General features: G+C 62.4%; 18 protein-coding genes and 2 pseudogenes. 11 read left to right on the top strand and 9 right to left on the bottom strand.

Annotation, left to right across the window (positions count from 1 at the left end; translation table 11 throughout):
- Nucleotides 1-293, top strand: a 293-nt coding sequence (locus C0V75_RS22870) for a DUF6194 family protein (RefSeq protein ID WP_254216578.1), incomplete at its 5' end; no start/stop codon positions are given.
- A gap of 362 nt (nt 294-655) precedes the next feature.
- Here C0V75_RS22870 and C0V75_RS21980 read toward each other — a convergent pair.
- Both C0V75_RS21980 and C0V75_RS21975 read right to left on the bottom strand, forming a co-directional pair.
- A complete protein-coding gene (locus tag C0V75_RS21980) occupies nt 656-1,510 on the bottom strand; it encodes an NmrA/HSCARG family protein (protein WP_101923121.1) in 855 nt (284 codons plus the stop codon).
- Nucleotides 1,507-2,352, bottom strand: coding sequence for an alpha/beta fold hydrolase (locus C0V75_RS21975; protein ID WP_101923120.1), 846 nt, complete (start codon nt 2,350-2,352; stop codon nt 1,507-1,509). The genes C0V75_RS21980 and C0V75_RS21975 overlap by 4 nt, the downstream gene beginning before the upstream one ends.
- Before the next feature lie 78 nt (nt 2,353-2,430).
- Here C0V75_RS21975 and C0V75_RS21970 point away from each other — a divergent pair, with 78 nt between their 5' ends.
- Nucleotides 2,431-3,075, top strand: coding sequence for a TetR/AcrR family transcriptional regulator (locus C0V75_RS21970; protein ID WP_101923119.1), 645 nt, complete (start codon nt 2,431-2,433; stop codon nt 3,073-3,075).
- A gap of 41 nt (nt 3,076-3,116) precedes the next feature.
- On the opposite strand, the gene C0V75_RS21965 is transcribed toward C0V75_RS21970, so the two are convergent.
- The 4 genes from C0V75_RS21965 to C0V75_RS22860 all read right to left on the bottom strand — a co-directional run bounded on the left by C0V75_RS21965 (nt 3,117) and on the right by C0V75_RS22860 (nt 6,819).
- Nucleotides 3,117-4,261, bottom strand: a protein-coding gene (locus C0V75_RS21965; protein WP_371410717.1) for an IS3 family transposase whose coding sequence is annotated in 2 segments (ribosomal slippage) — nt 3,117-3,994 and nt 3,994-4,261 — 1,146 coding nt in all. Because the reading frame shifts where the segments join, the coding sequence is not laid out codon by codon here.
- A 215-nt stretch (nt 4,262-4,476) separates the two neighbouring features.
- Nucleotides 4,477-5,967 carry an IS66 family transposase gene (locus C0V75_RS21960; protein ID WP_371410716.1) on the bottom strand — a complete coding sequence of 497 codons (1,491 nt, stop codon included), beginning with the start codon at nt 5,965-5,967 and terminating at the stop codon, nt 4,477-4,479.
- A 127-nt stretch (nt 5,968-6,094) separates the two neighbouring features.
- Complete coding sequence (gene tnpB, locus C0V75_RS22865; protein ID WP_143710500.1) at nt 6,095-6,418, bottom strand: IS66 family insertion sequence element accessory protein TnpB; 324 nt, start codon at nt 6,416-6,418, stop codon at nt 6,095-6,097.
- A gap of 26 nt (nt 6,419-6,444) precedes the next feature.
- Nucleotides 6,445-6,819 carry a transposase gene (locus C0V75_RS22860; protein ID WP_143710498.1) on the bottom strand — a complete coding sequence of 125 codons (375 nt, stop codon included), beginning with the start codon at nt 6,817-6,819 and terminating at the stop codon, nt 6,445-6,447.
- A gap of 367 nt (nt 6,820-7,186) precedes the next feature.
- On the opposite strand from C0V75_RS22860, the gene C0V75_RS24170 reads away from it, so the two are divergent.
- Complete coding sequence (locus tag C0V75_RS24170) at nt 7,187-9,232, top strand: methyl-accepting chemotaxis protein (RefSeq protein ID WP_101923117.1); 2,046 nt, start codon at nt 7,187-7,189, stop codon at nt 9,230-9,232.
- A 320-nt stretch (nt 9,233-9,552) separates the two neighbouring features.
- Nucleotides 9,553-9,959 (top strand): annotated as a pseudogene (locus C0V75_RS23865) (ISKra4 family transposase); the annotation flags it as partial.
- A gap of 7 nt (nt 9,960-9,966) precedes the next feature.
- Here C0V75_RS23865 and C0V75_RS21945 read toward each other — a convergent pair.
- Nucleotides 9,967-10,566, bottom strand: a complete 600-nt coding sequence (locus tag C0V75_RS21945) for an isoprenylcysteine carboxylmethyltransferase family protein (RefSeq protein WP_101923116.1) — start codon at nt 10,564-10,566, stop codon at nt 9,967-9,969.
- Nucleotides 10,567-11,093: 527 nt separating this feature from the next.
- Between C0V75_RS21945 and C0V75_RS21940 the strand changes: the two genes are divergently transcribed.
- Complete coding sequence (locus C0V75_RS21940) at nt 11,094-12,806, top strand: CocE/NonD family hydrolase (RefSeq protein ID WP_158241930.1); 1,713 nt, start codon at nt 11,094-11,096, stop codon at nt 12,804-12,806.
- A 26-nt stretch (nt 12,807-12,832) separates the two neighbouring features.
- Nucleotides 12,833-13,624 carry a MipA/OmpV family protein gene (locus C0V75_RS21935; protein WP_101923114.1) on the top strand — a complete coding sequence of 264 codons (792 nt, stop codon included), beginning with the start codon at nt 12,833-12,835 and terminating at the stop codon, nt 13,622-13,624.
- Between the two features lie 91 nt (nt 13,625-13,715).
- Here the strand turns inward: C0V75_RS21935 and C0V75_RS21930 are convergent, their stop codons facing one another.
- Both C0V75_RS21930 and C0V75_RS21925 read right to left on the bottom strand, forming a co-directional pair.
- Nucleotides 13,716-15,359 (bottom strand): glycosyltransferase family 39 protein, encoded by a 1,644-nt coding sequence (locus C0V75_RS21930; protein ID WP_101923113.1) that lies wholly within the window; start codon nt 15,357-15,359, stop codon nt 13,716-13,718.
- The gene (locus C0V75_RS21925) at nt 15,356-16,297 is read right to left on the bottom strand and encodes a LytTR family DNA-binding domain-containing protein (RefSeq protein ID WP_158241929.1); all 942 of its coding nucleotides are present in this window, start codon (nt 16,295-16,297) and stop codon (nt 15,356-15,358) included. Before C0V75_RS21925 ends, C0V75_RS21930 begins: the two co-directional genes overlap by 4 nt.
- Before the next feature lie 274 nt (nt 16,298-16,571).
- Here C0V75_RS21925 and C0V75_RS21920 point away from each other — a divergent pair, with 274 nt between their 5' ends.
- The 5 genes and pseudogenes from C0V75_RS21920 to C0V75_RS23380 form a co-directional block, all read left to right on the top strand.
- Entirely contained in the window at nt 16,572-17,072 is a 501-nt protein-coding gene (locus C0V75_RS21920; RefSeq protein ID WP_158241928.1) for a phosphatase PAP2 family protein, read from the top strand.
- Nucleotides 17,069-17,821, top strand: coding sequence for a glycosyltransferase family 2 protein (locus tag C0V75_RS21915; protein ID WP_101923110.1), 753 nt, complete (start codon nt 17,069-17,071; stop codon nt 17,819-17,821). Before C0V75_RS21920 ends, C0V75_RS21915 begins: the two co-directional genes overlap by 4 nt.
- Nucleotides 17,818-18,126 carry a lipid-A-disaccharide synthase N-terminal domain-containing protein gene (locus C0V75_RS21910; RefSeq protein WP_101923109.1) on the top strand — a complete coding sequence of 103 codons (309 nt, stop codon included), beginning with the start codon at nt 17,818-17,820 and terminating at the stop codon, nt 18,124-18,126. Before C0V75_RS21915 ends, C0V75_RS21910 begins: the two co-directional genes overlap by 4 nt.
- 287 nt (nt 18,127-18,413) lie before the next feature.
- Nucleotides 18,414-18,723 (top strand): annotated as a pseudogene (locus C0V75_RS21905) (transposase); the annotation flags it as partial.
- Nucleotides 18,671-18,884: hypothetical protein (locus tag C0V75_RS23380; protein WP_216821505.1), on the top strand; the 214-nt coding region annotated here is incomplete at its 3' end. The pseudogene C0V75_RS21905 and the gene C0V75_RS23380, both read left to right, overlap by 53 nt.

The raw sequence follows: 18,884 nt of genomic DNA, 5'->3' as shown, positions 1-18,884 counted from the left end.
ACAAGGCCTCGCATCTGGATCGCGCAGGGATGTTCCGGTTGAATGTCGGAACCACAGGGCCGCTGTTCACGGAAAGGTTCGGGCCTCCACCCGCACGACCTCGCAAAGGCGGTGTGGTTGACGGGCCGTGGGACTTCACAGCGCCGGATATCCTTACGCCCCATCCGGTCTATGGCTGGATGAACTGGGTCGCCGTTCTGAACCCATCGGCCTCTACCTTGGCGGCTATGGATGACCTGATCGAGGCGGCGTTCGGAAAGGCAAAAACCGCGTTCGAGAAGAAAACAAGCTAAAAATTTCCTCCCCAAGAGCGGCTCGTAGACCTCGAGCCGCTACATGATGGTCGAGGCCTTCGCCCAGATGGACAAGGAGGAGATCGATCCAAGTCTCGGCACAACCACGAAGGCCGCCTGAGCATGCCCTCAGGCCAACCTGGAAATTATACCAGTTTGACGGACGTGACCTCGCTGACCTACATAACATCGGGCACTGTTTCGCGCATCCCCCGCTCCGGCCATCTGTGCCGGGATCGCTCGCGCCGCCGCTCCTCCGCCGTGGAGGCGGTACGAACCTGTATTGTTTCAAAAGAATGGTGCCTTGAAAGGCTTCTGGAAGGGACAACAACGCAGATTGCGAGGAACAGCGTTCCTAAAGATTACAGGCCAGTCACACCGCGCTCTCGAATGAAGCGCCTGAAGTCCACAGCATCTGGCAGGATCGACCTGAGTTCAGCCTGGTCAAAAGCAAAACCGACCTCGTTGTGCCAGCGCAACTGGGCAGCGAATTCCGGCGACAGTCTGCGAAGCATCGGCGCGGGCAACGGCCAGAACCTCGCCGCACGCCCCGTCACCTCACGATAGGCCGCCTTCATGGCACCGACCGTCATGGTGTCTCCGGCAAGGTTCAGCTTGCGACCGGACCAGATGTCCGGGCGGGTCAAGGCTTTGGCAGCCATCCGCGCCAGATCAGAGACTGCCAGCATCTGGAACCTCGTATCACGCTTCAGGCTGCCGTAGAGAACGGGAAACGTCAGATGCGGCTGCATCGCTGGATTAAGCAGATTGTCCATGAACCAGACTGTCCCAAGCAGCGTCCAGTCAAGCCCACTGGCACGAATGTCGCGTTCCAGCACGGCCTTCGACAAGAAGTGCGCCGGGCCGCCGAGGGCAAGGCCGTCGCCCATTGTCGACTGCACCACATGGCGCACGCCTGCGGCCTTGGCTGCTGCAATCACGGCGCGGCCCTGCCTGATTTCTCCGGCAAGGCCGACACCGGGGGCGTAGAAATCCTGAACTGAAAACAAGCCCTGAATGCTGGCAAAGGCTGGGGCCAGGGTCTCGGGGCGGTCGAGATCGCCCGCCACCAACTCGGCGCCAAGCTCGGCAAGGGCGCGGGCGGCTGCGCTGTCGATCTTGCGGGTCAGGGCGCGGACGGGCTGGCCCAGCGACAACAGTGCCCGGGCGACCGCTCCGCCCTGCAATCCGGTGGCCCCGATGACAAGGAGGGTCATGTCGGGATCCTTTCCAGCAGGAAGGCGCGCAGCGCTTCGGTCACGTCGTCCGCCGCGTCGATCGGCGAGATGTGGTGGCCGCGAACCGGCACGAAGCACGCGTCCCGAAGGCGAAGCGCGGCCTCGGCCTGGCCCTCCAACGGATAGAGCTTGTCGGCGATGCCGCTGATCATCAGGGTTGGAACCTTGATCTCGTGCAACCTGCCGCGCAATGGCACGCCGCGCAGGATGACAGACCTGACCGCCGCCGCCAGCTTGCGCCGGTTGGCTTTAGCCAGCATGGCATGGAACTGCGAATGATAGATCGGGTTACGGCGCAGCTCTTCGTCATCGAAGAAAGCGCGGGCCACACCGTCGCGAAAGACTTTCAGTCCCGCCATCCAGCGCGCTCCGAAAGCGATCATGCGATCACCGAAACTCGGCCTGTCACCGTCGATATCCATGGGCGTGTTCATCAGGACCAGCGCCTCGACCCGTCCAGGGGCCGACATGGCGACTTCGGCCGCCGTAAGTCCGCCCCAGGAGACCCCACCAACCACAGCGCGCCGAAGGCCAAATGCATCCATCACCGCCAGCATGGCCTGCCCAGCTTCGGCCCCGGTGAATTCCTGCCCGTGCCCCGGACTTTGACCGTGGCCCGGTCCGTCGATCAGGAAAAACGTGCATAGAGGGGAAAGCCTGTCGGCCACCGCGTCGAAGATGTGGCTGTCGGTGAGGATTGACGGCCAGAGCACGACCCGCCGTGGACCGTGACCCGCTGTCCGTACCGACAGGTCGCCCAACGGGGTTGGCACCATGCGGATGTGCGGGTCCATAACGGCTGGTAGCAGTTGACTGTTCATGTCATCCCCCCAAAAAGTAAACAGTGATTACTTTATGTCGGCTTGCGGGAGTTGTAAACAGTGTTTACTTTCTCTGTCATGAAGACGGATATCGACCGAAAACCACACCACCATGGTCGCTTGCGCGACGAGGTCATTGCACTCGCGATGGAGGAGGCGCGTGCTGGAGCGATCGAACTCTTGTCGATGCGCGACGTCTCGCGCCGACTTGGTGTGTCGCCCGCGGCCATCTACCGCCACTTTCCCGACCGCGACGAGATCCTCCGCGCGGTGGCTCGTGCCGGCTTCGACCTTCTCGCAGAACGCTTCGAGGCTGTTGTCCCCTTTGGGTCAACCGCACCCGACGCGGTTGCAGCGCTGGACCGATTTCAGGCCCTGGCGCTGGCCTATGTACGGTTTGCAAGTGATCACTATGGGCTCTGGCGGTTAATGTTCGGTCCCTATGGCCGAGACCCGAACGCGACCCACCTTACGCGACCATCGACCTATGACTGGTTGGGCAAGTCTCTGGCCGAACTTCAGAATTTCGGCGTGATTGTTCGTGCAACCGCTGAAGACCAGTACTTCGTCTGGACGGCAATTCACGGTCTTTCAGACCTGCAGAGTTCGCCCGCCAAAATACAGACAGCACTCGAGTCCGCAGTGCGCAGCCATGCCCTGAAGACCCTCAAGGCCCTCGGCGAACCCTCTAGTGACGTTGTAGTCTCCATATCAAGCCGGTAGCCTGAGCTACTCCCCAACTCTTGGACAGATTTCGGGGTGATTTAAGCTACTGCCTGGACCTGCTGATCGGTTTCGATTGCGTTGAAGTAGACCACGGCGGGGGGTTGTCCGCCATGGGCGGCGTGGGGCCGCTGGTGGTTGTAGAAAGTGATCCACCGCCCGATGCCGGTTCTAGCCTGCGAGCCGGTCTCCCAAGCGTGCAGGTAGACGCATTCATACTTCAGGGATCGCCAGAGGCGCTCGATGAAGATGTTGTCGAGGCAGCGCCCCTTGCCGTCCATCGAGATCCGGGTGCCGACCCGCTTCAGCCGGTTGGTCCAGGCAAAGGACGTGAACTGTGCCCCCTGATCGGTGTTCATGATCTCAGGCGGGCCGAACTTGTGGATCGCCTCGTTCAGCGCTTCGACGCAGAAGTCCGCCTCTAGAGTGTTGGAGATGCGCCAGGCTAGGACCTTGCGGGTGAACCAGTCCATTACGGCGACCAGATAGAGGAAGCCCTTGCGCATGGGGATGTAGGTGATGTCGGCGCACCAGACCTGGTTGGGCCGCTCCACCCGCAGCCCGCCCAGCAGATAGGGGTAGGTCTTGTGCCCCTTCGCGGGCCTGCTGGTGTCGGGCTTCTGATAGATCGGCATCAGGCACATGAGCCGCATCAGCCGGCGGATGCGTTTCTGGTTCACGGCATGGCCCTCGTTCTGCAGGTGCCACGTCATCTGCCGCACGCCGTAGAACGGCATGTCCAGGAACTGCTTGTCGATCAGCAGCATGAGGTCGAGGTTCATGGCCGTTTCGCCCTGCGGCGCGTAATAGAACGATGAGCGCGAGATCGACAGCAGGCGGCATTGTGCGCCCACCGACAGGCTCGGGTGGTTCTTCTCGATCATCCCGCGCCTCACTTCCCGGTCCAAGGCTTGAGCTTTCGTGACAAAGAATCGTTGGCGACCGCCAGCTCCCCGATCTTGGCATGCAACGCCCGCACCGTATCCTCATCGACCTCAGGGGCCTTCCTGCCGCCCCGCTCGAAGATCTCCGCCGCGCCGTCCAGCAACGCCTTCTTCCACTGGTGGATCATCGTCGGATGCACGCCGTATTCGGCGGCCAGCTCCGACACCGTGCGCTCGCCCTTCACGGCCTCCAGCGCCACGCGGGCCTTGAACCCAGCGTCATGGTTTCTGCGTTTCTTCATATCCTGATCACCTCGTCCTTGGAGACCAGCAGACGTCAGATCATGGCTTCCGTCACTGTCCGATTTTCGGGGAGCAGCTCAGTGCCTCGCCGGCTGCGGGAGTGCGAGGGGGTCGCCGGAGTGATCGACATGGGACTATTGAACGTGATCCGGAAGCTGCGCCTTCGACAGTCCAATGCCCAGATCCTCCGCGATCTCCGTAAGCGATGTCCCGATCACACGGTGACGGCGTAATTCCACGAGAGCAGATCGTCGATCTGGCTCTGCTTGTGGCCTTGGACGATGGCGGTGAGCGTGGCTGACAGCCAGGCGTGGGGGTCGACGCCATTCATCTTACAGGTCTCGATCAGCGAGGCGATGACGGCCCAGTTCTCGGCTCCGGCATCGTGTCCTGCGAAGAGGGCGTTCTTCCGGTTCAGGGCGATGGGGCGGATGGTGCGTTCGACGGTGTTGTTGTCGATCTCGACGCGCCCATCAGTCAGGAAGCGCCCGAGGCCGTCGCGGTGTTTGGCGAAATTGGCGACCGCTTCGCCCAAAGGGGACTTGGCCGAGGCGCGGGCGCGGTGGTGCGTCAGCCAGTCATCGATGCGGGCGAGGATCGGGGCGGGGCGGTCCTGCCGGACGGACAGTCGGGTGGCGGGGGCGCTACCGCGGATCTCGGCCTCGATGGCGTAGAGATCGCGGATGAGCGCTACGCCTTCCTCGGCAATTGGCGCGGGTCCGGTGCGGGTGATCTCGATCAGCTTGCGGCGCGCGTGGGCCCAGCAATAGGCAAGATGGATGCCCGGACCGATCCGGTCCGCAGCGATCAGGCGGTTGTATCCGGCATAGCCATCGACTTGCAGGATGCCACCGAAGCCCTGCAATATCCGCTCGGCATGTTGCCCGCCCCAACCGGGGGCATAGGTGAAGACCACGCCCGGTGGTGACGTGCCGCCCCATGGCCGGTCATCGCGGGCCAGTGCCCAGAAGTATCCGGTCTTCGTCTTTCTGGCCCCCGGATCGAGGACCGGGGCGCGGGTTTCGTCCATGAGGAGTTTGGTGGACCGCTTCAGGTCCGCCATCAGCGCATCATGGACGGGCCGGAGCTCGAAGGCCGCGCGACCGACCCAATCGGCAAGGGTGGAGCGGTCAAGATCGACGCCATGGCGGCTGTAGATCTGGGCCTGACGGTAAAGCGGAAGGTGATCGGCATACTTGCTGACCAGCACATGGGCGACCGTGGCTTCGGTCGGCATGCCGCCCGGGATCAGACGCGCAGGGGCCGCCGCCTGTGCAATACCATCAGTGCAGGACCGGCAGGCATATTTGGGACGGCGGGTCACGATGACGCGGAACTGGGTGGGCACGATGTCGAGCCGTTCTGAGACGTCTTCACCGATGCAGTGCAAACAGCCGCCGCAGGCGCAGGTCAGGCTGTCCGGCTCGATGACCTCTTCGATGCGCGGCAGGTGCTTTGGCAGCGATCCACGATTTGCAGCACGCGGTTTGGCGGGGCGCTTGACCGCGCGATCCTCGGCATCCTCTTCGGCATGGATCACGGCCATGGCCGTTTCGAGGTCTTCCAGTGCCAGCTCGAACTGGTCCGGATCGCTCTTCTCCGACTTGCGACCGAAGACCGCCTGCTTGAAGGCCGCGACCAGTTTTTCCAGCCGTGCAATGCGCTCGTCCTTGCGCTTGCCGCGCGCCTCCTCGGCGATCAACATCGCCTTCAGCGTAGCAATTTCTTCAAGCAGATCAGCAGTCTTCGGGATGGCGCGGGTCTACCATGGTGGCCCTGCCAATGCCCGCGCAAAGCACAAACCGAGTCATCCTGCCGCAGGGCAGATCCCGTCATTCCACCGCTTCGGGAGCCTTCGCCCCGACGGCCCGAACCCGCCGCCAATCGAGCCCCGCAAACAGCGCCTCGAACTGCGCGTGGTTCATCAGCATCAGCCCATCCTTCACGGCGGGCCAGGTGAAGCTATGCTCTTCCAGACGCTTGTAGGCCAGCACCAGACCGGTGCCGTCCCAGTAGAGTAGCTTCAGACGATCCGCCTTTCTGGCCCGGAACACGAAGACCGTCCCAGTGAACGGGTCCTTGCGCAGCTCGTTCTTCACCATCGCCGCCAGGCTGTCATGGCCCTTGCGGAAGTCGATGGGCTTCGTGGCAACCATGATCCGCACGCGGTTCGACGGAAAGATCACGGGCGGGCCTGCAGCGCCATGACCAGTTCCGCGACCCGTGCCGCAGGCGTGGCACCGTCCAGCCGCACCGTCACCGGCCCGATGATCAGATCAATCGACGCCGTTTCCACCGGCGTCTCGACCGGCTGCGACACTGCCTTCGGCGCGGCGAACTCCGCCCCAGCAAATTCCGGCACCACAAGCTTGCCTTGCCGCGCCAGCGTCCGCCAAGAAGACAGGTGATTGGCCTTCAACCCATGTCGACGTGCCACCTCGTTCACCGTGACACCGGGCACCAGCGTCTCCGCCACCATCCGACCCTTCGCCTCGTCAGACCATCGCCGCTTGGCCGCCGGAGCCGCCAAAAGCTCCACAAACCCAACGGTCTCCATACTGCGCTCCCGATGGACTCCCAATGACGCCTCCCGTGCAAATCTCCACACAGAGGCGCATCGCAGCTTACGGATTCAGCAGGAAGGTGGGGTCAAGACGGCGCTTACCGATCTCCCGTCGGGGCTGGCCACTGTTCAGTGCCAGACGCACAGCTTCACGCCGAAATTCCGGCGTCGGCCTGTTCCCGTTTCCCATAGAACACCTCCTAGTTCCTCAGTTGATGCTCTCCACTTTTTCCGGGCAAGTCCAAACGCAGCCGGGGCGATATAGATGCTCTTGAGGATAGGTCTTGGAGCGGCTCCATAAGATGTTTCAACGCAGGACCGTAAATTAAGTGAGGCTGGCGTTGCAGGGAGACAAATTGCAATGCGTTTCAAGTGGAAGATTTCGCTCGCCTTGCTGTTGGCGGGGCTCGTACCGATGGCGGTGGTGATGAAGATCGACATCGATCGTCTTGCCAGTCTTTCCGAAACGACGGCCTCTGACGAAATCCAGACTTCGACGGAGCTCCGGGGTGCGGCGATCGAGCGGTATTTCGACGATCTGGTCGATCTGGGCATCGGGCTTGCGCAGATGCCCGAAAAGGTGAAGGTGCTGGCCGAACTGGACGAGGCGGCGGATGAGCTGGGTCTGCCGGGTGCCGTGGAGCCGGATATGGCGGCGCTGGAGGCGCGCTATGCCCTGCAGCAGGAGAACACCCCCGGCGCGACGGAGGCGGACAGGGCCCGCTGGATGGAAGGGATGGATCCGGTCGGGCTGGCCTTGCAGCATCTTTACATCGGGCAGAACCGGGCGGAGGTCGGCCAGAAGCAGATGCTGAACGATGCGCGCGACGGCAGCCGTTATTCGCAGATGCATGCAGAGTTGCACCCGACCTATCGCGACTTCATGGAGCGGCACGGGTTCTATGACATCCTCTTTGCAGAGCCGCATGAGGGACGGGTGATCTATTCGGTCTACAAGGAGGTGGATTTCGGCACGTCGATGACGACCGGACCCTATGCCTCGACCGCGCTGGGCAAGGCGGTGCAGACCATGATCAAGTCGCAGGGGCAGGAGCCCTATCTGGTGACCGATTTCGAGGCCTATGAGCCGTCCTATGGGGCGCAGGCCTTCTTCCTCGTGGTGCCGGTCAAGGAACGGCGCACGTTGGTGGGCGTGTTGATCTTCCAGCTTCCCATCGATTTCGGGACGGAAATCCTTGCGCCGGGCGAGCATGAGCGCAAGACGCTGGACGCCTTTATCCTTGGGTCGGATGGGAGGGTGCGGTCGGCGCCGCGCTTTGCCGAGGGGATCGATCTGGCGGCGCCCGTGCCCGGCGCGATTGCGGCTGAGGCGGCTGCCGGGGAGCGTGGGGCGACGGCTGCACCGGATCATCGCGGCGTGGAGGTGGTTGCGGCCTATCGGCCCTTGGAGATTCCGGGGCTGGACTGGTCGATCCTGACGATGGTGGAGCGATCCGAGGTGATGGCCGTGTCGGAGGCCGCGATGCAGTCGGCGATCCAGACGGGGATCGGGGTAGCGGTTGCGGTCGTGCTGGCGGGGCTGATCCTGTCGGCATGGCTGTTGCGCCCGATCAAGCGGTTGGGGTCGGAGTTCCAGAGCCGGACGTCGGAGGTGGTGGAGACGCTGCGGACGGCGGCGGTGCAGGCGCGGGGGGCGGCCGAGACGATGGCCGCGACGGCCGAGGAGACGAGCCGCCAGACGAGCCATGTGAAGGAGGGGTCGGAGCTGACGGCGGCGGATGTGTCGGGCGTGGCGGCGGCGGTGGAGCAGTTGTCGAGTTCGATCAACGAGGTGGTCGCGGGCATTCAGGAGACGAATGCGCTGGCCGGCGATGCCGCGATGCGGGCCGAGGATGCGGCGCAGTTGCTTGCGGAGTTGGAGAAGGTCGCGGGCCGGATCACGGGGATCGTGACGCTGATCAACGACGTGGCGCGGCAGACGAACCTTCTGGCGCTGAACGCGGCGGTGGAGGCGAGCCATGCGGGGGCTGCGGGTCGCGGCTTTGCGGTGGTGGCGAGCGAGATCCGCAAGCTTGCGGCGCGGACGACGGAGTCGACGCATGAGATCACGGGCGAGGTGCGGTCAGTGCTGTCGGCGGTGAAGCGGAATTCGGAGGCGATGCGGGCGATTGCGGCCTCGATCGGGCAGGTGAACGATCAGGCGCGGGGGATCGCGTCGGCGGCGACGCAGCAGGGCGAGGTGACACATGACATCGCCGAGCGCATGTCGCGGACGGCGGGGCGCGTGGGGCAGTCGAACGAGAGCCTGACGGAGGTTCAGACGGCTTCGGAGAACGCGAACCGCGCGGCGGGGGATGTGCTGGGGGGTGTCGTGTCGGTCGAGCGGGCGGCCGAGGCGATGGACGCAGCGCTGGCGCAGTTCCTGCGGCGGGTGCAGACGATCTGATCTCGAACAATTCGGAAGCTTAAAGTTTGACATAGCGGCTTGACCTGCTCTCCAGTAGTCTCATGACTTTGAGTGGACCTTGCGGAATGTAATCCTGGCCCGAACCCTGGGCTGTCCGGAGGCAGTATTTCCTTGCTTCGCTCAGTGTGACGTGCTGATGACACGGCGGCCTGCTGTCGGTTCTGAGGACGCGCAGATGGGGATGGTGACGATCGCGTCGTTTGATAGTTCCTAGACCGGAGAAGGGAGAGAATAGAACGTGGGGTCATTTTCGTCGCTGCGGCCCGTGAAATGATGAGCTTTTTCCGTGGGAGGCTGCCATGGACGTGCGGATTACGGTCGAAACGACCTTCGATAATGGTCAGAAGCGCATTCATCAGCTTGACGGAATCTCGCGACCGTACCAGGTGACGTGCCTAGAAGGATTCGGGCTGCGCTTCGAGGGTGGGAAGAGGATAATCGAACAGATCTATAGAGTAGTCCTTTACGACTAGGTCGATGAGGTCATTTGTGAAAGCCGCATCTGCCCTGCTTGTTCCTCGGTTCGCGCCATCCATGACTATCGCACGCGCGACTTGGACACGCTCCTTGGCCGGGTTCGCGTCGAGTCTGCTCGCTCGCGCCGATGTTCCTCCGATGCCAAGGTTGGGGCGACCTCAAGCGGGCGCTCTTTCCATTGGCCTATTTCTTTTCAGACTGGGCTACGCCAAAGCTTCAGCAGCTTCATACAGTTGCTAAATCAAGCGAGCTAATTCCCAATCGATCGCAGCACGCAGAAGAATTAAGACCTTCGACAAGGGAAGAAGTGATAGGAAGACTAATCCATCCATGAAGTTGGTCTTGAGCACTGCAACGCTGGCAGTCACCTCAGAGGAAGTGCTGAACAGGCGAACGCTTGGGAAGAACCGGGGTACCTCCCTCGAATATTTCATGTAGCTGACACCCAGCTTGGACTCCAGATAGCGTTCTTCGTGACTGGCAGTGACGAAAAGAACTGCCGAGACAATCGCGAATATTAGCATGGCTAACAAAACGCTCCCAAGCAAAAACCCGAAGCCGAGTGCAGAAATACTCGAGAAAAAGTAGAGAGGGTGCCTGCAAATTGAGTATGGTCCTAAGTCGATGACCTCGAGATTCTTGCGGCCACCAATGTAGAGTGTGCACCAAAATCTTCCAATCACACCAGCGAACAGAAGAATGCTGCCAGCTGCGTCCAATAGAAGTCCGACTGCTGACTCACGAGGAAACACTGGCTCAACTGTTAATGCCAAAAGCACGAATATTCCTGTCAGCACTCGTAGAATATTAATCCTGTATCTCTGCCACACGCTCATGCCGTCCTATCATCCTCTGCCGCACCAGTAAGGACGGTCCAAATTACCGCCTGAGGAAGACGAATGCTTGGGCGCCGCCAGCACTTTTCGTCAGCCTGCTTGTGGTGATGGCATTGGATGGAAGAAGGCCAACTCGGTTTGCACGAACGATCAGGTTTAGTGCACGAGTAGTATAGTCACTTTCGCTTTCGCTTTTTCCTCTAGCATGATGCAAAGTCGGCTATCTCCGTTCCGCAAACGCGGCTCTGAGGCGCAGCTTCCCCTGTCCGTACGATGACAGTGACAGCAGCCTGACCCCAGTTTGAGGTCCGGTGGCCCTCGATGCAAAGTTACCTGCAATTGGTGCAGACTCGTTTGAGGTATCGCAATTGCTTGATGTCTCTGGAATTTCTCACAACTGAGGTTTTCGAATGCCACACCTACCAGCCTTCAAGAACAACTCGCCGTTAGCGATCCAGCTCCGTGTGGCACTTGTCACCGTAGGACTGTTTGCCCAAACGACCCTTGCACTGGCGGATCCAAATATCATGCCGATCGAGGTTGCCATGCGCGACGGTGTCTCACTCGAGACCTTCGTCTATCTGCCCAAGGGCGAAGGGCCGTTTCCCACCCTGGTGACGCGCACGATCTACGGCCTTCCGATCACGCCGTTGGGGGGCGAGCTCTTCGATAGCCGCCAGACCCTAGCCCACCTCGCGACTGCAGAGGACGAGGATAAAGGCGACGACGACGATGACCTTGATCCGGCTGAGGCACTTGCCCGGGGCTGGCCGCTGATCACCGAGAACGGATATGCGCTCGTCATCCAAAACACCCGCGGTCGCATGGGGTCAGGGGGCGTCGATCGCAGCTGGCTCGACGACCGCAACGACGGCTACGACCTTGTCGAATGGGTGGCTGACCAGCCGTGGAGCAACGGGCGCATCGGCATTTTCGGAGACAGCGGGCTCGGCATGACGGCTGCACTGGCCGCCGCCGCCCAGCCGCCCTCGCTTGATGCCGTCTTCCTGCAGGCAGCCCCGGCCGACCCCTTCGGTACCGACATGGCACCGGCAGGGGGCGGCCTGAAAGCCGAGACGCTGCTGCTTCAGGGCGCCTCGCTTGCCTTCGACGTCAGCCCCGCGCATTTCGAAGCGCGCGGCATCGCGCCCGACGAGGTTCCGGGCTTCGTCGATGCTATTGGCAGATACTTCAGCGCGCTGTCGCAGGGCATTGGGGATCCGCTGTCGTCGGACGTCTGGATGGCCGCGCCCCTCGGCCAGTCCCCGGAACTGGAGCGACTGATGCCGTTCTGGAGCCTTCTCACCGATGCGGACGTTCTTGCAAGCTATCGCACGGAACTTGACGTACGCGACGACATCACGGTCCCGACCTCGATCGTCAGTCTCTGGCAGGACAGCTTCGTCCGAAGCTCGATCGCGCTTCATGAAGATCTCGTGGAGCGCGGTGTGCCGACGGAACTCCTGATCGTCAACGGCAGCCATTACGAGATCGACGATCCCCGCATCTATCCGGAACCGCGGATGCTTTCGTGGTTCGACCATTGGCTTAAGGACCGACCGATGCCGGACCGTGAGACCGTTGAGCTTGCCGTCCAGGGGACGGGCGGGGAGTTTCTTCGCGTAGATGGTATGTCCGACCTAATTGCATCGGCGCTAATGGTCCAACTGACGGCGGACGGCGGACTTGAACTATCTGGTGACGGGACCACAGCGGAGGTGGCCTTTACCAGTGATCCGACCGATCCGGTTCCGACCCTTGGTGGCCGCAACCTTCTGGCGGCAGCGGGTTCCCTGGATCACTCCAGCCTGCTGGGCAGACCGGACGTCGCCGTCTTCCAGACTGCACCAACCGCGGCCGATACCATGATCGCAGGGGCTGTCGTAGCGCAACTTACAATCCGCACAGATGCCCCAAGCCTTGACGTTAGCGCCCGGCTGCTCGACATCGCGCCCGATGGGACGGCCAACCTGATCCTGTCGCACCTCGCACGGATGGCAGATACGTCCGCAGGCGAAGTGCAGGTCTCGGTTGACCTCGGGCAGATCGTTCATCAAGTCGATCGCGGGCACCGGATCGCACTTCTGCTTGCGGGTTCCGACTTCCCGGCCTGGGACCGGAATCCGCAAACCGGCGGTGATCTTTTCACCTCCAGCGAGATGCAACCCGCCACCTTCGCCATCGTCACTGGGGGCGGAGCACCGAGCATACTTACAATTCCCCTGCTCAACTCGAACTGACCCGTTCCCAAAGAGAGTCTCAACAAATGACTATCCTGAACACATCCACGTCTCTCGTGGCACTGACGTCTGCCGTTCTTCTTGCAACCGGAACCGCCGCACTCGCGCAAGGCCAAGAGGAGGATGGGGGTTTTCTTGTCCTCGGTCTCGGCGCCACTTGGGAACCGATCTTTAGGGGCTCTGACAAGTCGCAAGTCGAGCCTGTCCCCGTTATCGAGGCCAGATACGGGCGGCTCTTTATCGGCGAGCTTGGCATTGGTGCTGACCTCTTTGTAACTGACGGACCTTCCGAACTGACCTTCGGCGTGGCACTGGGACTTGGAGAGGGCCGCAAGGAGGAAGATGACCCGCGGCTGGCCGGCCTTGGGGATCTAGACGTTGCTGTTGAATTGGCGCTTTTCACCGAGGGCGAATGGGGCCCGGTAGAATTCGATGCCGCGGTCGTCACCGATATAGGATCAGGACATGGCGGCACCTTTCTCGAATTCGGGGTCGGGTTCGAGAACACACTCTCCGACCGACTAAGCTACGAGGTTGAGTTGTCGTCTGTTTATGGCAACCGCGCTTACGTGAACGCCTACTATGGGGTGACCGCCGCGCAAGCGGCGGGATCGAGCTACGATGCGTTCGCCCCACGCGCGGGCTTCACCGAGGCTACGCTCGATCTCTCGATGCGCTATGCGATCACCGACAGCTGGTTTGTCGAGGCCTCGGTCGGGGTCGGAACCCTCCTTGGCGATGCACGGAACGCGCCGTTCGCCTCCAAGGACACCTTCACGACATCCTCGATCGGCATCGGCCGAGCGTTCCGTTTCTAAGCTCGCCAAAAGTGCCGCCGCCTCGGAGCGTCGGGGCGGCGGTTGCCCTCTTGGCCTGGTGGTCCCGATCGCCAGGCGCAGGACTGCTGGCTCAACCGGGTTGCCCTTGCACAATTACCAAGGAAACGCGGCGACCCGAGCCGATGGCGAATCCTTCGACCGTATCCCCGATCTGGATGGCTCCCTTCGCCATCAGGTCGGGGAGAAGCTGTTGATCGATCACCCCGATGACGCAGGGATCGGCCAGAAGCGCGGTTGCAAGCGTTGGGGCATCGACAAAGGCAACCGGCATTTGGCTGACAAAGGCCATCGAGGGCTCGTTGAACCCGGCAACTACGAGCAGTCGTCCCGGACAGGGCGGCAAGTCGGAGATCTGCCGCGCAACGGCTGCCGACGGCCAAAGCCAAGGTGTCTGGGCTGCGACGGTCAAGGTCGCCCAGTGGCCCGTTGCGGCCAGCAGCAGCATGGCACCAAGCGCCTGGATCCGGCGGCCGCTTGCCAGTTGGCGGGAAAACAGCGCTGCGCAGAAAAGGCTTCCGGCCAGTGTCACCAGTGCGGTCGCGTTGTAGGATCCGTCTCGGGCTAGGACCACGATCAGGCCCGCCGGAACCATAAGCCCTGCAACCGCTAGGCCAGCCGCTCCGAGCACCCAGCCGCGACCCGGGGACTGCCCGGAAAAGAACCGGTCCGCCGCCAGCATCGCCAGGGCCGGAAACACGGGCAGGGGATAATGCAAGAGCTTGGTCGGTGTCAGTTCCAGCACGATCCAGAACGGCAAGGCCCAGGCGAGTGCAAGCCGTACCGTCGGATTGCCTAGGGCCAAGCGCAACCCCGGCAAGGCCAGCAAAAGCAACGCCGTCCCGGGCCAGAAACTGAACGCCAGCGCCAGCAGGTGGCTGCCCGGCGGCAGACCATGGCTTTCCTGTCCGGCCGCGACCTTCCCCAGAAGGTCTCGACCGAGGGAGTCTTCCCAGAAGGACCACCCCTCCACCCAGGTGATCGCCAGGTACCAAGGCGCAGTGATCGCCAGAAACAGAAGTGGCCCGCCCCCGCGCAGCAGGGCCATGGCCCAGGCCCAGCGGCGTTCGTATCCACCCAGCGCCAGCAGTGTCAGGCCCACGACCAAAGGCCCAATCGGCCCCTTCAGCAGCACAGCTGCGGCAAGACAGCCCCAGAACTGCACGCGTCCAAGGGACGAAATCCGATCCGGCCGGTCGATCCAGACCCGGACAAGCACCGCCATGCTGCCGAGTGTGGCCGCAAGCAGGGCCGCGTCCGTCTTGGCCAGGCGCGCTTCTCCTGCAAGGACGAGGCTTGCCGCCAGGATAAACCCTGCCGCCAGGGCCGCTTGCGCCGACATCAGCCGCAGGGCAATGCTGTGCGTCAGCAAAACGGCCAAGATTGCGCCGATCAGCGAAGGCAGCCGGTAGGGCCATATCGCGTTGTCTTCCGGGCCGGTCGTCAGCGTGACGGCGGCGGATTGTAGCCAGTAAATGCCGACCGGCTTCTTGTTGCGCGCCTCGTCCAGAAACCGGATGCGCAAGAGGTCGCCGGTTTCGGCCATCTGGCGGCTGGACTGCGCAAAGAGCGCCTCGTCACGGTCAGTCACAGGGAAATCGGCGAACCACGGCAGGAAGAGGATCAGGCACAGTGCGACCAGCGCAAGTCGGGCCCGCGCCGGCCCGGATACGACCCAATGCCAGCCACGGTCAAGTACAGCGCCCGGGGCGGTCATGCCCTTTCCGATCCGCTAGCGGCGAGGGCCGCGGCGCCGCGCAGGGCCGCGCCTTGATTGCGTTCAGACAGCGCTTGGCGCAGCGCCGCGCGGTTGTTGCGGCTGACCGGCACGGTAAGGCCGGTATCCATTCGGCAGACCACCTTGTCGCCGCCGGTTTCTAGTGCCGTCACATGGTTCAGCGCAACCCAGTGCGACCGATGCACCGCCATGCCTGACACGACCTGTAGGGCCGCAACCGCGCGGCCGAAGGACATCAGGATAAGAGCATTGCCTTGCCAGGTGTAGACGCGCAGGTAATGCAGCTCGGCCGTCATGGCGACGATGTCGGTGCCCAGCCTGCTCGGCAGGCGCGACACAAGCTCGACCAGGGCTGTGCTGCGGGCAGGGTCGGCCTGCGTGGAGGAAGGGGTTTCCGTGGCTTTCCGGTGGTTGGCGTCCGTCTCTTCCGAGCCATCCTCCTGATCCCTCGCGATCATGATCAGCCGGGGTGCATTCAGCAGCACCCAGAACACCACGACCTGGCCCGCGCTGTCGCGCAGTTCAGCAAGCAGGCTAGCCATGGAGATATCTTCGGTGACATCCTCGGGGTCCGGACCAGCTAGCAATCCCTCCAGAAGCAGGATCGACAGGGACGAGAACAGTATCGCCCCGATGACACCGCCCAGAATCACCAGAAGCAACGGTGACACATGGCGGGCAATCGCAGTCCGGCCGAGGCCCAGCTGAACACATTCAAGGATCACCAGCGCAACCCCGACCTGGCCGATCCATAACAGAAGCCTCTGGAAGGGCGACAGATGGGCCGAGGCCGAAGGTTCCAAAAGCGTGATCCCGACCGCCAGGCCAGTGCCCACTGCCACAAGATAGCCGATCCACGACCGCCGCGGATCAATTACAGCCCGCAATGCAGCGACGAATGGAGTTTTGGGGATCACGTCAGGCCTTTTTAACATGGTGCGTCTGCAGTCACGCGAACCATAGGCTAGGCGGACGCAGCCTCAAACTATGCGCCCGGCCCATTTGTGCAAGCGCCCCGTCCGTTCGTGCAGCCGTGATGGCGCGACCCCACGATCTCCAACCATCTCACTCGTGAACGCCGCGCGATCCGCGCCGCGGCAATGCAGTTTCGAAACAGGGGGCGCGATGGAAATCGTTCCACGTCACGACCGTGAGAGTTCAGGGCACGAGGGTCACGCAAAAGGCCAACGCATGTCGCCATTGAGCAATGTGATCGGCGTGGTCCTGGCTCTGACCGTTCTCACCACCGTCCCCAACAATCAACGGCTGGGCGACGCGTTGCAGGTCGTCCTGCCGCTGGCCGCGCTGGCCTGCGCTGCGGCGCAGGGCGAAGGTCTGGTGATCCTGGGCCGTTATGTAGTGCTGGAAGTCGGCATCAAGACGCCCAAGCTGACGCTTGGCGACCACCCGATGAACTTGCGGCCCGATGGCGGCGGTCGCGGCTTTCCGTCAGGGCATACGGCGGCAGCAACCTTTGGTGCGGTCCATCTGCTGCACCACTGCTCCAGGCTGCATCCTGTGACCAAGGGCGCTGCACTGCTGGGCGCCGCCTTTACCGGCGGATCGCGGATCGAGGCGGGTCGCCACACGCTGTGGCAGACGATTGCGGGCGCGCTTTGGGGCTGGGTGGTGGCCGTCGCGCCTTGGTCGGCCGTCACTTGGCTGCGCCGCAAAACACGGCGGCGGGCATGAGCGCGGAATTCACCGGGCACCGGATCAGCGTTGTAATCCCCGCGCGCAATGAAGCCGGGGCCATCGGCGCACTTCTGGACGAGATTGACGCCGTTCTGCGCCCTTGTCTGTCCTACGAGGTGATTGTCGTCGATGATGGCTCGACCGACGAGACCCCGGCCGTGCTGGCCGAACGACGCATGGCCGGTCTGCCACTTCGCGTGTTGCGACATGATCCGGCCGCAGGGCAAAGCGCTGCGATCCATGCCGGCGTCACGGTTGCCACGGCAGATGTAATCTGCACCCTCGATGGCGATGGTCAAAACCCGCCAGGCGACCTGCTCCGGCTGCTCCGCCCGCTGCTGTGCGGTCCGGACCAGAGTCTTGGTCTGGTTGCAGGTCAGCGAACGCACCGGAACGATCCTCCACCGCGGCGTCTAGCATCTTGGGCAGCGAACGGCATCCGGCGAGCGCTACTAAAGGACGGCACGCGTGACACAGGCTGCGGGCTCAAGGCCTTTCGCCGTAATGCCTTTCTGGCACTTCCTTACTTCGATCACATGCATCGGTTTCTGCCGGCGCTGTTCGTCCGGGACGGATGGCGGGTGATGCTCGTCGACGTCGGTCATCGGCCGCGGCGTGCCGGTCGGTCGAAATATGGCAACCTCCAGCGCGCTCTTGTTGGCGTGGTCGACGTGTTCGGCGTTGCTTGGCTGATCCGGCGCCGTCGCAAGGTCTGGGCCGTCGCGGTTGCGGAGCCAAAGCCATGATAGCAGAACTGGTCGCGTGGTTCGGTGTGGACAGTGTCTATGAACTGATCTGGATCGGCATCGGCCTTTCTGGACAGGTGTTGTTTTCGACGCGGTTCATCCTGCAATGGATCGCGTCGGAACGTGCCCGGCGGTCGGTGATCCCGGTCGCGTTTTGGTACTTTTCGCTTGGTGGCGGATTGACACTTCTGGCCTATGCCATCCACCGCCGCGACCCGGTCTTCATGCTGGGCCAGTCGCTCGGGCTGCTCATCTACCTGCGCAACTTGTGGCTAATTCACCGGGTGGCAGGGCGGAATGTCTGACCCAACCCTTACTCGATCGAAATCCAACCCTGTGCAGATGCAGGACAGTCTGGTAGCCGACTGACTTGCATTAGTGGTTCTGATTGAGGCATCGCTGTTCGTCCTGCGTTCATGGCTGGACCTCTAAGTGCCTGCTTAGTTTTTCGAACTCGGGACCGGCTTTCCGGCGGAGCAAGACACGCACCTCGTTTTCTTGCGGGCGGCCATTTGGGGCAGTTCGCAAGCAATGTTTGGACTTGCGTGGTTTCTCAAGTGCAGCGGCTGGTTACCCGAAGTCCTGCGCCGGGCCGATCATCCACAGTGATCGGGGAGGCCATTATCGCTGGTCTGGCTGGCTGGAGCGCGTCAACGGAGCGGGGATCATACGTTCAATGTCCGCGCAAGGCGAGTTCGCAAGATAATGCCGCATGCGAAGGCTTCTTCGGCCGCCTCAAGACCGAGTTCTCTTATCCGTGTGATTGGCGGGCCTTCACTCTTGCCCAGTTCATCGACGCTGTGGATGCCTACATCCACTGGTATAATGAAACGCGCATCAAGCTGTCACTTGGCGGCCGAAGCCCCATCGAATACCGCAGAAGCCTTGGCCTTATGCCGTGAAATCGGTCCAAGTTTTTGTCCGCATCCCCACCGGGTCAGCTCTCAGTGGAAATCAACAGGCATCTTCGGCCTCGCAGAGATCATCCGCGCACTGGAAACCTCGGGCCGTCCCGAAACCATCCGCGGCGTGCGCTGGCCATGGCCCAGCCGCGCCGACCTTC

This window comes from Tabrizicola sp. TH137 (assembly GCF_002855575.1).
Classification (GTDB): domain Bacteria; phylum Pseudomonadota; class Alphaproteobacteria; order Rhodobacterales; family Rhodobacteraceae; genus Paragemmobacter.
The sequence above is the reverse complement of the archived record's forward strand: the minus strand, read 5'-3'. Positions and strand labels throughout refer to the sequence as shown.

Bases quoted from the DNA above. Each gene is read 5' to 3' on its own strand.
- C0V75_RS21940 (WP_158241930.1), top strand. From the start codon at position 11,094: ATGCCGATCGAGGTTGCCATGCGCGACGGTGTCTCACTCGAGACCTTC.
- C0V75_RS21970 (WP_101923119.1), top strand. From the start codon at position 2,431: ATGAAGACGGATATCGACCGAAAACCACACCACCATGGTCGCTTGCGC.
- C0V75_RS21930 (WP_101923113.1), bottom strand. From the start codon at position 15,359: ATGACCGCCCCGGGCGCTGTACTTGACCGTGGCTGGCATTGGGTCGTA.
- C0V75_RS21910 (WP_101923109.1), top strand. From the start codon at position 17,818: ATGATAGCAGAACTGGTCGCGTGGTTCGGTGTGGACAGTGTCTATGAA.
- C0V75_RS21975 (WP_101923120.1), bottom strand. From the start codon at position 2,352: ATGAACAGTCAACTGCTACCAGCCGTTATGGACCCGCACATCCGCATG.
- C0V75_RS21980 (WP_101923121.1), bottom strand. From the start codon at position 1,510: ATGACCCTCCTTGTCATCGGGGCCACCGGATTGCAGGGCGGAGCGGTC.
- C0V75_RS21915 (WP_101923110.1), top strand. From the start codon at position 17,069: ATGAGCGCGGAATTCACCGGGCACCGGATCAGCGTTGTAATCCCCGCG.
- tnpB (WP_143710500.1), bottom strand. From the start codon at position 6,418: ATGGTTGCCACGAAGCCCATCGACTTCCGCAAGGGCCATGACAGCCTG.
- C0V75_RS22860 (WP_143710498.1), bottom strand. From the start codon at position 6,819: ATGGAGACCGTTGGGTTTGTGGAGCTTTTGGCGGCTCCGGCGGCCAAG.
- C0V75_RS21960 (WP_371410716.1), bottom strand. From the start codon at position 5,967: ATGTTGATCGCCGAGGAGGCGCGCGGCAAGCGCAAGGACGAGCGCATT.
- C0V75_RS21920 (WP_158241928.1), top strand. From the start codon at position 16,572: ATGTCGCCATTGAGCAATGTGATCGGCGTGGTCCTGGCTCTGACCGTT.
- C0V75_RS21935 (WP_101923114.1), top strand. From the start codon at position 12,833: ATGACTATCCTGAACACATCCACGTCTCTCGTGGCACTGACGTCTGCC.
- C0V75_RS21945 (WP_101923116.1), bottom strand. From the start codon at position 10,566: ATGAGCGTGTGGCAGAGATACAGGATTAATATTCTACGAGTGCTGACA.
- C0V75_RS24170 (WP_101923117.1), top strand. From the start codon at position 7,187: ATGCGTTTCAAGTGGAAGATTTCGCTCGCCTTGCTGTTGGCGGGGCTC.